The sequence below is a fragment of the Desulfobotulus sapovorans DSM 2055 genome (assembly GCF_059569355.1).
This window is the reverse complement of record NZ_JCANVJ010000033.1, coordinates 16,798-29,103: the sequence shown is the minus strand read 5'-3', so window position 1 is coordinate 29,103 and position 12,306 is coordinate 16,798. Positions and strand designations below refer to the sequence as shown.

At 57.1% G+C, this 12,306-nt stretch carries 12 protein-coding genes; 8 read left to right on the top strand and 4 right to left on the bottom strand.

What is annotated here, in order from left to right:
* A partial coding sequence (locus BR04_RS15835) for a serine/threonine protein kinase (RefSeq protein ID WP_496356995.1) occupies positions 1–960 on the bottom strand: 960 nt, incomplete at its 3' end.
* A 397-nt stretch (positions 961–1,357) separates the two neighbouring features.
* On the opposite strand from BR04_RS15835, the gene BR04_RS15830 reads away from it, so the two are divergent.
* Positions 1,358–2,695 (top strand): hypothetical protein, encoded by a 1,338-nt coding sequence (locus tag BR04_RS15830; RefSeq protein WP_496356994.1) that lies wholly within the window; start codon positions 1,358–1,360, stop codon positions 2,693–2,695.
* A 210-nt stretch (positions 2,696–2,905) separates the two neighbouring features.
* Positions 2,906–3,898 carry an arsenic resistance protein gene (locus tag BR04_RS15825; protein ID WP_496356993.1) on the top strand — a complete coding sequence of 331 codons (993 nt, stop codon included), beginning with the start codon at positions 2,906–2,908 and terminating at the stop codon, positions 3,896–3,898.
* A gap of 478 nt (positions 3,899–4,376) precedes the next feature.
* Here the strand turns inward: BR04_RS15825 and BR04_RS15820 are convergent, their stop codons facing one another.
* The 3 genes from BR04_RS15820 to BR04_RS15810 all read right to left on the bottom strand — a co-directional run bounded on the left by BR04_RS15820 (position 4,377) and on the right by BR04_RS15810 (position 7,244).
* The gene (locus BR04_RS15820) at positions 4,377–4,847 is read right to left on the bottom strand and encodes a hypothetical protein (protein ID WP_496356992.1); all 471 of its coding nucleotides are present in this window, start codon (positions 4,845–4,847) and stop codon (positions 4,377–4,379) included.
* 70 nt (positions 4,848–4,917) lie between these two features.
* Positions 4,918–6,258: a vWA domain-containing protein gene (locus BR04_RS15815; RefSeq protein WP_496356991.1), complete on the bottom strand. Its 1,341-nt coding sequence runs from the start codon at positions 6,256–6,258 to the stop codon at positions 4,918–4,920.
* Positions 6,258–7,244 carry an AAA family ATPase gene (locus tag BR04_RS15810; protein WP_496356990.1) on the bottom strand — a complete coding sequence of 329 codons (987 nt, stop codon included), beginning with the start codon at positions 7,242–7,244 and terminating at the stop codon, positions 6,258–6,260. Before BR04_RS15810 ends, BR04_RS15815 begins: the two co-directional genes overlap by 1 nt.
* A gap of 446 nt (positions 7,245–7,690) precedes the next feature.
* On the opposite strand from BR04_RS15810, the gene BR04_RS15805 reads away from it, so the two are divergent.
* Genes BR04_RS15805 through BR04_RS15780 form a run of 6 tightly spaced genes read left to right on the top strand, consistent with a single transcriptional unit; the run spans position 7,691 to position 12,282 of the window.
* Positions 7,691–9,046: a 4Fe-4S dicluster domain-containing protein gene (locus BR04_RS15805; RefSeq protein ID WP_496356989.1), complete on the top strand. Its 1,356-nt coding sequence runs from the start codon at positions 7,691–7,693 to the stop codon at positions 9,044–9,046.
* Between the two features lie 2 nt (positions 9,047–9,048).
* Positions 9,049–10,221, top strand: coding sequence for an NADH:ubiquinone reductase (Na(+)-transporting) subunit B (locus BR04_RS15800; protein ID WP_496356988.1), 1,173 nt, complete (start codon positions 9,049–9,051; stop codon positions 10,219–10,221).
* Positions 10,214–10,921 (top strand): FMN-binding protein, encoded by a 708-nt coding sequence (locus BR04_RS15795; protein WP_496356987.1) that lies wholly within the window; start codon positions 10,214–10,216, stop codon positions 10,919–10,921. Before BR04_RS15800 ends, BR04_RS15795 begins: the two co-directional genes overlap by 8 nt.
* Positions 10,918–11,550, top strand: a complete 633-nt coding sequence (locus tag BR04_RS15790) for an NADH:ubiquinone reductase (Na(+)-transporting) subunit D (protein ID WP_496356986.1) — start codon at positions 10,918–10,920, stop codon at positions 11,548–11,550. Before BR04_RS15795 ends, BR04_RS15790 begins: the two co-directional genes overlap by 4 nt.
* A 59-nt stretch (positions 11,551–11,609) precedes the next feature.
* Positions 11,610–11,900 carry a nucleotidyltransferase family protein gene (locus BR04_RS15785; RefSeq protein ID WP_496356985.1) on the top strand — a complete coding sequence of 97 codons (291 nt, stop codon included), beginning with the start codon at positions 11,610–11,612 and terminating at the stop codon, positions 11,898–11,900.
* Positions 11,893–12,282, top strand: a complete 390-nt coding sequence (locus BR04_RS15780) for a HepT-like ribonuclease domain-containing protein (RefSeq protein WP_496356984.1) — start codon at positions 11,893–11,895, stop codon at positions 12,280–12,282. Before BR04_RS15785 ends, BR04_RS15780 begins: the two co-directional genes overlap by 8 nt.
* Positions 12,283–12,306: the final 24 nt, after the last annotated feature.

Below are 12,306 nucleotides of genomic sequence, written 5' to 3'. Positions count from 1 at the left end.
TCCCAAAGGAACAAAAGTTTCCGTATCCTCTTTCACCGGTTTTTTGGGGGCAGCCGACAATCCGGATGGCCCTTCTTTCCCCTCCTTCCCCAGAAGAGCCTTCTGCATGGAAAAACCATCCGGATGACGCTCTTCTGCACGCAGGGCAAGGCCCTTATCAATGCCCGACAGAAAGGCTGAAGTATAGTCACTTTCATAGGCACTGCCCCCAAGGGGAACAAGGCTATCCTCCAGTATACGGTCTGTGGCCACATCGGGAAGAACCCCTGTGATGCACTGGTACAGGCAGACGGAAAAACTGTAGAGATCCAGACTGGCCGTGAAATTCCCCTTGTTGCCGTACTGCTCGATGGGGGCAAAGTGGGGGGTGAGCACCTGGGTCAGTACCCGGCTTTTCATGCCAATGGCCTGACGGGCCGCACCAAAGTCAATGAGTACGGGCATCCCTGCGGAGGCCAGAAGGATATTCTCCGGCTTGATGTCCCGGTGCAAGAGCCCCTTTTCGTGGATGTATTTCAGGCCCTCCAGCAGGGGAATGAAGATGGATTCCAGCGCTTTCTGGTCAGGTTTCGGGTTCTCCTTCATCCAGGCGTGAAGGGTTTGTCCCTCGATCCAGGGCATGACAAAATAGGCCGTGGCATTGGCCTCGAAAAGGTCGCTCACCTTCACGATATTGGGATGGCTCAGGCCATGGAGAAGTTTTGCTTCCTTAAAAAAGCTGTCCAGCCCCCACGTAAAAACATCCTTCTCCGACTGACTGCGGACGGTGATGCGCCGGGTTCCCGGATCCCGAACCCCGGATTCCGGAAAATACTCCTTGATCACATGCTGGCTGTCAAAATGGCTGTGCCGCACGCGGTAGGTGATGCCAAAGGCGCCGGAACCCAGAACCGACTCAATGACATAAACATGGAGTTTTGCCCCCACAGGCAGGGCATCGTGACGCGCTTCGCTTTCCATCCTTCTTCCTTTCCATGCTTTTCCCATAGCCCAGATCAGGCGAAGCTGAAAATTTTTACCGGTATCGTGATGATAGCCCCTTTCTTAAACAATCCCCACCAGGAGAACAAACAAAAAAAGTCACGACGTCTGCAAAAAACAAGAGCCCAGGGAGGCCGATCCGGAAAATACGCCGGACAGCCCTTTTTCCCTCTGCCCTCGCAGACTCCGGAAGCCGGAGGGCAAAAAAACAGCCCATGGAGACAACAAAAAGTGCTATCCTGCGAAAACATCCACCGCCCCAACAACACCCGCGTTCCAAAGAAAGGGCTTCATACCATACAGACACCCCGATCCTGAAAACTGACCGGAAAAAGAGCCGCAGCATCCCGGTTCCCACCACCCGAAGGAGGCCACCATGAACCCTGCAATTCCCTGTCGTTTTCCACTTGCCGTACTGGACAAGGTTGAAATTGGCTTTGGCTGTATCGGAGACATGGTCATCCACATGGAAATGGTCTTCGGCCATCCCCTTGACCCGAACCGGCTGCGTACCGCCATGACCCGTCTGCTGGATGCGGAACCTGTGCTGGGATGCCGTCTGGCCATCGGAGCCTTTGGGGCCTCCTGGGTGCGTCTGCCGCAGGAAGAGCGGGAAAATCTGAGCATCGCCCAGACCAGACTGGAATATGAGGCCTTTTTACGGAGTCCCCACTTACCGGAAACCGGCCCGCTGCTTAAAGGCTGTCTCTGGTCTGGTCATCATGGGAAGGGAACATCTGAACAGGAAAACGAGCCGCCATGCGATCACCTCATGCTGAAAATTGCCCATGAAATTTCCGACGCCGGCGGGCTCAAGGAAACCGCCGCCAGACTCGCTGACATCTATAACAAGCTGCGACAGGATCCGGACTGGCAGCCCTCTCCGAACCTGAAGGGTTCACGCAGTATCCGTCAGGTTCTCCGGCAGGTTCCCCTGCGCCGCTACCCCCGAATCTATGGAAACTACCTGCTCACCCAGGCCCGGATCATCAAATCCGAAGAAGGCCACCTTTTTCAACAGCCCGGTCACTGTGAGGGACGGCCACGCTATCTCACCCGCAGGCTTTCACCGGAACAGACCCTTCATCTGCGCCACTACGGACAGCAGCACGGCGTAACCCTGAACGATATTTTCATCACCGTCTTTCTCCGGGCGATGATGCATCTGGGGGGAAAAAAGAAAAAAGCCCTCTCCCGTCTGATCTTCACCGCAGATCTGAGACAGCATTACCTGCCGGAGGGCCGGGGGGAGAGCATCTGCAATCTCAGCGCCATCGAAATTCTCTTCATCCGAACCGACCCAGAACAGGATTTTCAGACCACCCTGAACCAGGTTTCCCGTTTTATCAAAAAACGCAAACAGAACGGACTGGGACTGAGCGACCTCATCGGTCTGGCCCCCACCCTTTCCCTCTTTCCCACGGCATGGCTCCGTAAAATCCTCCATGCCGTACTTCCATGGGCCTGCCGCAAAAGCGCTGTTCAGAGCGCCCTTACCAATCTGGGCCCGATTCATCCGGAGAATCTCATCTTCGACAAAGCCCCCCTGGATGCCCGTATCCTTGTCCCCCCGATGTTTCCTCCCGTTCTTGCTGCGGGAATCAGCGGGTACATGGGCAGCCTCACCCTGTCCATGACCTGCTACGGGGAACCGGAACAGCAGCGCACGGCTGAACGCTTCATGGAGCGTTTCCTTGACGAACTGCCCCTCTGAAAACCGATGAAAATCCGGGGCTTTTCCCTGCCGCCTCAAAGAAAAAACCCCGGACTGCGGATCATCCTGAAAACATTGTGGAACGGCATGACATAAGAATCTGGAGACAAAAAAACGCCTGCTCTCCGCTTTTTCTGTAACGGATTTTTTTCAGTCCACTCTTCTATCCCAGCCGATACTTTCCACCCACCCTTTTTTCAGGAGTTTCTTATGTGGCGACTCATCCTTGGGATCAACAAGCACCTCACCCTGGCCATTCCCCTCATGATGGGGGCGGGCTTTGCCTACGGAATCCTTTTTCCCGCAGACGCCCTGAAAGCAGCCATTGTCCCCCTCACCTTTCTCATGGTCTATCCCATGATGGTGACCCTCAAAATCCGCAAGGTTCTCGAAGGAGGCGACAGCAAAGCCCAGATCCTCACGCAGCTTTTGAATTTTGGCGTCGTGCCCTTTCTCGCCTGGGGCATGGGTCGGATTTTCTTTGCGGATCATCCTTACATGGCTCTGGGGCTGCTGCTTGCGGGGCTGGTGCCCACCAGTGGAATGACCATTTCCTGGACAGGCTTTGCCAGGGGCAATGTGGAGGCCGCCGTCAAAATGACCGTCATCGGCCTGACCTTAGGCTCCTTTGCCACCCCCTTCTACGTCCAGACCCTGATGGGGGCATCGCTTTCCGTGGATGTCGGGCTGGTCGTCCGGCAGATTGCCTTCATCGTTTTTCTGCCCATGGCCGCAGGCTTTCTCACCCAGACCGCCCTCATCCGGGCCTATGGTCAGCCCCGGTTTCAAAACAGCATCGCCCCCAAATTTCCGGGGCTTTCCACCATCGGTGTGCTGGGTATCGTTTTTGTCGCCATTGCCCTGAAAGCCCGAACCCTTGCCGAAGCCCCGGAAATGCTGGGGCTGATTCTTCTCCCTCTGGCGCTGATCTATGGCATCAATTTTGGCATCAGCACCCTGGTCGGTAGGTATTTTTTGCCCCGCAATGACGCCATTGCCCTGATTTACGGCTCTGTGATGCGCAACCTGTCCATTGCGCTTGCCATTGCCATCAATGCCTTTGGCCCTCAGGGTGCAGAAGCTGCTCTGGTGGTGGCCATGGCCTATATCATTCAGGTGCAGTCCGCCGCCTGGTATGTCCGGTTCACAGACCGTATTCTGGGGCCAGTTTCTGTTTCGCCTTCACTTCCCGCAAAGGCATAACTGATTACCATTTTGCTTCAGCTATCGTTCCCATGCTCCAGCGTGGGAACGCCATACCGGGCGCTCCTGCGCCCAAGGCCAGTATCCTCGGGAATTCCTTTTCTGGGAAATGGGTACTGACGAAGCGACGGGACGATCCAGACCCAAATATGGGGAGTTTCCGGTTTCTGAACGTCCTACAGGCTTTTGGGCCATGGCCGTGTTCCGGGATTCAAGACGCTGGAGCGTCTTAAGATGCATTCCCACGCTGGAGCGTGGGAACGATGGGTTCAATGTTACAGGGGTAAAATCTGCGATTGCATGGCTGATTCAGGGTGGTAATCAAAAAGGCATAACCGCAAAGAAGACGCCTTCTTTTTGTTGCCGGAACGCAGAAAAGCCTCCCTGAAGGAGGCTTTTCTGTTCTGCCACACGGGCTTGCGTCCCGGATCGGAAATACGCTCCGGCTACCGCCGCCCCGTTCCACTATCCGGAACCGTCATGCCACCTTTTTCATGGCTGCGCCCAGCATACGGTCTGCCACAAGGCCCGGAGCCATCTGCCTTTTCACCATGTCCCGAAGAACCATTTTGCCCTCTTCATCCATGGGAAGGCTGCGCATGGATGAGGCCAGAACCTTTTCCATGGCAGTGCGCACCCGTTCAAATCCTGCGCTCACCTCAGGATAGAAATTGTCCTCCCGCCAGGGGAGAATCATGCGGCCTTCAGCCTTTCCCGATCTGTGGGAAGGGGTAATCACCTCCCAGCTTCCCTGCTGCCCGGCCCCTGCCCTCTCGTTCTGGCCGGGATAGCAGTGGGCTTCCCAGTACGCAGGCGGCATGGGAATGCCCGTATCCAGGGCCAGAGGTGCCATGGCCAGCCCCATTTCCGCAGGTTCCAGTGTGATGACCCAGCTCAGAACCGGGCGATAGTTGCCGCGTTTTTTCTGAATCTTCCAGGTAATGTCCATCCCTTCTCCTCCCTATGATATGCCCCTTATGTTCCAGGGGCGTTCTTTCACATGCCCCAGGACTTTTCCGCTATAAAACGCCTCCCAGATACACAAGCTCTCCGAACGGAGGGGCCTCACGCCTCCCTTCCCCGCACACCGCCCAGAGCACGGGAAAGTCCGGCTCTTCAGGATAGTGGGAACAGGCAAGATCCGTCAGATAGACAAGGCAGCGGGGGACACACCCCTCCTTTTCCAGCCAGCGGAAAGGTGCCCGGAAATCCGTACCGCCCCCGCCCGTAAAAAGGGGTTCTAAGGGCAGATCCGAACGGGAGAGGGAAAAAACCCCGGCCACGGTCTGGTCGCAGCCCATCACCAGAATCTCTCCGGCAAAGGAGGTCAGGATGGCGGATACTTCCGCGCAGAACAGATCCAGTTCGCTATCGGATATGCTGCCGGAAGTATCCACCACAAGAACAATGCGGTCCGCTTCCTCGCTCCGCACCGAAGGCAGATAGAGGCCCTGATGCAGATACCTGCGGTTGGGCGGAGACCAGGCATAGTCGCTGCGTGCACTCTGATCGATAAAACGGCTGAGGAGCATGCGCCAGTCCATACCCGGCTCCAGGGTCTGGCGTACCTCGCGCAGAAGGCTGGCCGGAAGATCCCCGCAGTCCCGTTCCCTCATCAGGGCCTTGGCCACCAGAGAGTCGGCAGCGCTTTCCGCAGCGTCTCCGTCCCGGCCCTCACCGGGGCTGTCGCTGTCCCGAACCTCGCCGCTGCCACCGGGATCACCGCCTCCGTTTTTTTCCGTATCCGCAGCCTTCTTCTTTTCATCCGCGTGGCCTGTGCTGTCGCCGTCTCCGGAGTCCGAAACGCCCTCACTGCTGCTGCCTTCCGTATCACTGCTGCCGCCAAGCCTTTCGCCCTGAGGCCCCTCGCCTTCCATGTCCTCCCCGTCCCCGTTTTTTCCGGAACCCGGCTCCGTCCTGCCCTGCCCCGCCTCCTTTTCCATGCGGCTGACAAGCAGGGCATAGGCCCGCTCCGCAGAAAGGTGACGCAGTTCCGGGTCATCAAGATAGCCTTCGGGAAGCCTGAACCCCGCTTCCACCAGCATCCAGTTCATGGTGTGGTCACAGGCCATGTTCCAGAGGGCAGGATCCCTGTCCTTTCTCCGGCCAGGATGGCCAAGGGCCGTATGCAGCACAAGATGGGCCACAAGCCCTTTCAGGGTCTCAAAGGGAAGAAGGCGGATGTAGTCGGGCCTGTAGCCGAGAATACGGCCATCGGTCCAGGCTGTGGGGCAGTCCGGATCGGGCATGGGGTTAAGGCCCATGGCAATGGTTCCGAAAAAGGGATGATCGAGAAGAAGCCGGGTTCTCGCCTTGCGGATGAGAAAGGCCGGCCCTTCCGGGTTTTCCTGAAGAGGCATCAGACAAGGATCTCCGCATGGGCTTCGGCCCAGTCCACAAAGGCCCCGGTATCCACCAGGGAGGCATCCTTACGCAGGGAATCCCGGATCAGAAGTACGGCAAACTCCACGGGAAGACCTGCGGCAATTTCCGTAATGGCGGTAAAGCTTTCCGGGCTGGCATGGCTGGCCAGAAGTTCACAGAGGGCATAGAGGAGGGCGGGATTCTCCTGAGGCAGACGCCAGCCTCTGGGATCGGCAAGAAGGCTTTCCGCAGAGGGAAGCTCCCGGCACACCTCAAGAAAACCCGAAAATTCCGCAGCCGCACCTGCCCCCACCGTTCCCGCCACAAGGGGTTTCAGAATTTCCCCATCATTCGTGGCATTGAGAATACGGGACACAAAGGCCCAGGACCTTGGCGTGGGAAAGGCCTTTTCATTGCGCCCGGGATCAAAATCATGGAGAAGCCTCGGCCTGAACCGGAGAAAGGCAATAACCTCCGGTGCCATTCCCTCTTTCAGGGCCCAGTCCACCCAGTCTTCAAGACGCACCTCAAAATCCACATGGGTGAAGCGGTTGGCCAGGGCCGAGGGCATGCGGTGGGTCACGGAACGGTCGGTCTCCCGGTTGCCTGCGGCCACCACAGACCAGCCCTCCGGCAGACGATAGTCGCCGATGCGGCGATCCAGCACCAGCTGGTAGCAGGCCGCCTGTACCAGGGGAGGGGCGGCGTTCAGCTCATCGAGAAAGAGAATGCCCCGGCCCGATTCCGGAAGAAAATCCGGCGGGGACCAGGATGTCCGGCCTTCTCCGTCGATGCGGGGAAGCCCCCTGAGATCCACGGGATCGAGGAGCAGGGCACGGATATCCACCAGCTCACGGCCAAGGGCCCGGGCGGCCTCCCGGACCACATCACTTTTTCCGATACCCGGAGGGCCCCAGATGTAAAGGGGCTGTCCTGCGGTGACAAGGGTTTCTATGGCAGTCTGTACGGCACGGGCTCGCATGGCACTTCCTCCGATGATAAAAAGACAAGCAACAGCAGTTGTTTTTGGATCAACAAAATTTATTTGTCAAATACTTTTTGTTTCGCCTAAAAAATAATCCAGCGGCTTCCTCCAGACCAGCCCGAATCACCGCTCTCCCACCGTGCTTTCCAGCATGGAACCATCGGATTCTCCCTGCTGTGCCGGATCCGTTTGTCGGGCCGTCCCCGGCGGCCCGCAGGAAAAAAGCCACCGGCCGCTCTGCCCGCATCCCGGATCGCTACCCGTCCCGACGCGGATCCCTGTTTTTCCCGCCTTTATTTTTCTGCGCTCAGGTGCTATGCAATACCAGTCCTGAAATTTTTACAGTCCGTTGAATTCCCTCCGATGCACCAACTGCGTTCCCTCCACAAAAACCCGAAACGGCCGTTTGCTGCCGGTGCGTTTCAGAACCTGACAGGTTGCTCATGAAGGCACTTCATATCCCAAACGGCGTTCAGCCCCGGTTCCATGGCAATCCCGAAGTCCGGCTCTTCCATCTGCCACGCCCCTCCCATCTTGCGGTACTTCCCTCGGCTTTTCCCTTTGTCAAACCCCGTGCCCTTGTGCAGGAAGGGGATGCGGTCTCTCTGGGAAGTCCCCTTTTCGAAGACAAAAGGAGGCCGGAACTGCGCTTCCTTTCTCCGGGCGGCGGTGTGGTGGAGAAAATTCTCCTGGGTTCCAGGCGCAGTCTCCAGACAGTGGTCATTCATCTGGATGAAAAGGAGACGAGGAAATTTTTCCAGCCCATCAGTGATGAAGACCTGCCGGATCTGTCCCGGGACGAACTCGTCACCCATCTGCTGGAAGGCGGACTCTGGCCCCTGATCCGCTCCCTTCCCTTCCGGGCCATTGCCGACCCCAAAGAGGTGCCCCAGGTACTCTATGTCCGCATGGGTTCCCACCGGCCCTTTTCCACCCTGCCCCAGGCCTACCTGGAAGGCCAGCTGGAAGCCTTCCGCTTCGGCATCCGGGTTCTCAGAAAACTGGTACCCACGCTTATCGTCTACACCTGCGGAGAAAATCAGAATTTTGCCCTCAATGAATGTCAGGGGATTGTCAACCATGTGATTTTTGGGCGCTACCCGGCCCAGGATCCCGGAGTGATACACTACCACCTGCACAGGACAATGCGTCCGGAACCGGCCTGGTATATCGCGGCTGAAGATGTGCTGCTGATCTCCCATCTCCTGGAAACGGGAACCTATCCCGGAGACCGTACCTATGCCCTGGCGGGTTCGGGCATCCGAACCCCCTGCCATGTCCGCACCCGCTTCGGAGCCCCCGTCTCCCACCTGCTTCAGACCACTGAGACCGAGGAGGGGGATTTCCGGCACATCGCAGGCGGGCTGTTCACGGGTCGCAATGCCGGAAAAGACGGCTTCATGGGCATGTACGAAACCAGTCTTGCCCGTATTCCCGAAGGCAGGGAAAAGGAATTTTTCGGTTTTCTCCGGCCAGGATGGAAAAAAAATACCGCATCCCGCACCTTTCTTTCCGTCCTTTCCGACCCTTTTCTCAAGCCGGACTGCAATACCCACGGAGAAAAAAGGGCCTGCATCAACTGTGGCACCTGCGCAAAACTCTGTCCTGTGGAGATCCTGCCCCAGTTCACCATGAAGGCCCTCCACGCCGATGCCATGGAGGAAGCCCTGGCCCATGGCCTCCTGGATTGTGTGGAGTGCGGGCTTTGCACCTACGCCTGCCCCTCCAAAATTGAACTTTCCGATATCTTCCGGGAGGCACGGGAGAAATTTTACCTGGAACAGCAGAAAGGGGCCTGATCATGCAGCGCTGGATCAAAAAATTCTTCGATACCCACAGGCCGAAATTCGAACAGGACGGCAGACTGCACCGCTACCACGGACTCTTTGACGCCTTTGAAACCATCTTCTTCCTGCCGGACAGCACCACGGCCAAAGCCCCCCACATCCGGGACAGCCTTGACCTCAAGCGTTTCATGAGCATCGTCATTCTGGCCCTTCTTCCCGTCACCCTCTTTGGTATCTACAACACAGGGTATTACGCCAGCCTCGCGGCGGGCAGCTCCACGGATCTTTTGCCCGCCTTCCTCCGGGGACTGTTCATTTTCCTGCCTCTGCTTGTGGTGAGCTATGGCGTGGGCTTTTTCTGGGAAGCCCTTTTTGCCATCCGCCGGGGCCACGGCATCAGCGAAGGCTTTCTGGTGACAGGCCTGCTCTATCCCCTCATCCTTCCTCCGGATCTGCCCCTGTGGCAGGCGGCCATCGGCATCAGCTTCGGCGTGGTCATCGGCAAGGAAATCTTCGGCGGAACGGGCCGCAACATCCTCAACCCGGCACTGACGGCCAGGGCCTTTGTTTTTTTCGCCTATCCGGGGCAGATGTCCGGAGATGCGGTCTGGATCTCCGGGGGAGCCACGGATGCGGTTTCCGGAGCCACGGCCCTTGCCATCAGCGCCCAGGCGGAAGCCGGAAGCCAGATTCCCGCCCTTCTGGATCAGGCGGGTCTGGGATTCCTTGAACTTTTTGTGGGCCGCACACCGGGATGCATCGGCGAAACCTCCGCCCTGCTCTGTCTGGTGGGGGCGGCCCTCCTGGTTCTCACAGGGGTGGCGAACTGGCGTATCATGGTGGGGGGCATCCTCGGCCTTCTGGCAACGGGCAGCCTGATGAACCTGCTGGCCACGGGTTCCTTTGAAGCCGCCATGGCTCTTCCCGCCTACTACCATCTGGTCATGGGCGGCTTTGCCTTCGGCATCGTCTTCATGGCCACCGATCCCGTATCCGCACCGGGGATGGACACGGCCCGCTGGGTCTATGGTTTTCTCATCGGAACCCTTACCGTACTGATACGGATTTTCAACCCCGCCTATCCGGAAGGCACCATGCTGGCCATTCTCTTCATGAACCTGTTCGCGCCGCTGCTGGATCACATTGCCATCCAGATCCGGCTGAGAAAGAGGATTTCCCATGTCTGACACCCGTTCCATCACCTTTACCTTCTGCCTCTGCCTCGTTTGCAGTCTGCTCCTCACCGCAGCGGCCACAGGACTGAAGCCCAGACAGGAGGCCAATGCCCGCCTGGATCGCCAGAAAAACGTGCTCAAGGCCGCAGGACTTCTGGACGAAGGCAAGAAACTCCGCCCTGCGGATGTGGAAAAGCTCTTTGCAGCCCGGATTCAGTCGGTGGTGACGGACAGCACAGGCACACCCGCCCCCATGGAGACAGGGGAGGACACCCGCACCTTCTTCCTCCGAAAAGACCGTGAAGGCAAAAACGCGGAAGGCTATGTGCTGCCCCTGGAATCCCGCGGACTCTGGGGAAAGATTTACGGCTACCTTGCCCTTGAGGCAGACGGCATCACCGTGTCCGGATTTACGGTATACGGTCATCAGGAAACCCCGGGCCTTGGCGGTGAGATTGAAGGTAAGGCCTTTCAGCAGGGCTTTTCCGGAAAGCGGATTCTCGATGAAACCCATACCTTTCAGGGGCTGAAAATCGCCAAGGGCAAGGCCACAGAAGAAAAAGAGCACACCGTGGACGGCATCTCCGGTGCCACCCTTACGGGCACGTACCTCTCCGAAGGTCTGATGCAGACCCTGAAGCACTATGAGCCTGTCTCCCGGCATTTCCGTGACGGGAAAGGAAATACCTATCTTGGCAAGGAGGCCCCATGAAACTCCGGAACAGTCCCTGTTACAAGGCCCTTACGGAACCCCTTCTGGGCAACAACCCCATCAATGTGCAGATGCTGGGTATCTGCTCCGCTCTGGCCGTCACCGTACAGCTCAACACCGCCATCGTCATGGGACTTTCCATGACCTTTGTCACGGCCTTTTCCAGCTTCATCGTCTCCCTGCTGCGCAAACAGATTCCCCGGAATATCCGCATCATTGTGGAACTTTTTGTCATCGCCACCCTGGTCATTCTCACGGATCAGGTCTTAAAGGCCTTTCTCTACGACATCAGCAAACAGCTCTCCGTTTTTGTGGGACTCATCATCACCAACTGTGTGGTGATGGGCCGCACGGAAACCTTCGCCCTCGGCAATCCGCCCCTGCTCTCTTTCTGTGACGGTCTGGGCAACGGCATGGGCTATTCCCTCGTCCTCTTCGGCGTGGCCTTTCTGCGGGAACTTTTCGGCTCCGGCACCCTCTTCGGTATTCAGGTGATTCCCGAAGCCCTGTACACCGCAGGCTATACCAATATGGGCTTCATGCTGCTCGCCCCTGCGGCCTTTATCCTCATCGGACTTTTTGTCTGGTTCCAGAAAGCCGTCCTCCAGCGGAACGGAAAAAGAGGTTAAGATAATTTCAGCCGCCAGCCTTCCGGTCTTGCGGCACAAGGACAACGGGAGAACTCAAAATGCAGAAAGACTATGTACTTCGCTGCCTGGGGGAATTCAAAAACCTCAGGAAAGAAGAGTACCGCATCCTCAGGATGGGAGTTTTCGGCTCCGTGGCCCGAAACGATATCCGGGAAGAAAGCGATATTGATGTTGTGGTGGAACTGGAAAGGCCCGATCTTTTTTCACTCATCGGCATCAAACAGGAACTGGAAGCACATCTGCACAGAAAAGTGGACATCATCCGATACAGACCGGACATGAATGTCTTTCTCAAAACACGCATCGACAAGGAAGCCGTCTATGTATGATCAAAGCCTTGTCCGTGAAATCCTGGTGCAGATTCATGGTGCGGGACAAACCCTGCTGCAACGGTTTCAACCGGTAAGAAGCGTAAAGGATTTTACAGGTTCTGCTGCGGGAATGGAAAAGCTCGACAGCATATGCATGTTGCTGATCGCCATTGGTGAGGCACTGAAAAATCTGGATAAAGTGACAGGAAAAACACTTTTACAGAGCTATCCCCAAGTGGACTGGAAAAAAGCCAAAGCCATGCGAGATATCATCAGCCATCACTACTTTGAAATGGATGCGGATGTCATCTTCGATGTATGCAGTACCCGCATTCCGGAACTTGTGGCAACCCTGCATACCATGATCCTGGACATCTCCCGGAACCGTGAAGGGATATAACGCTTCCGCTCAAAAAAACAGACC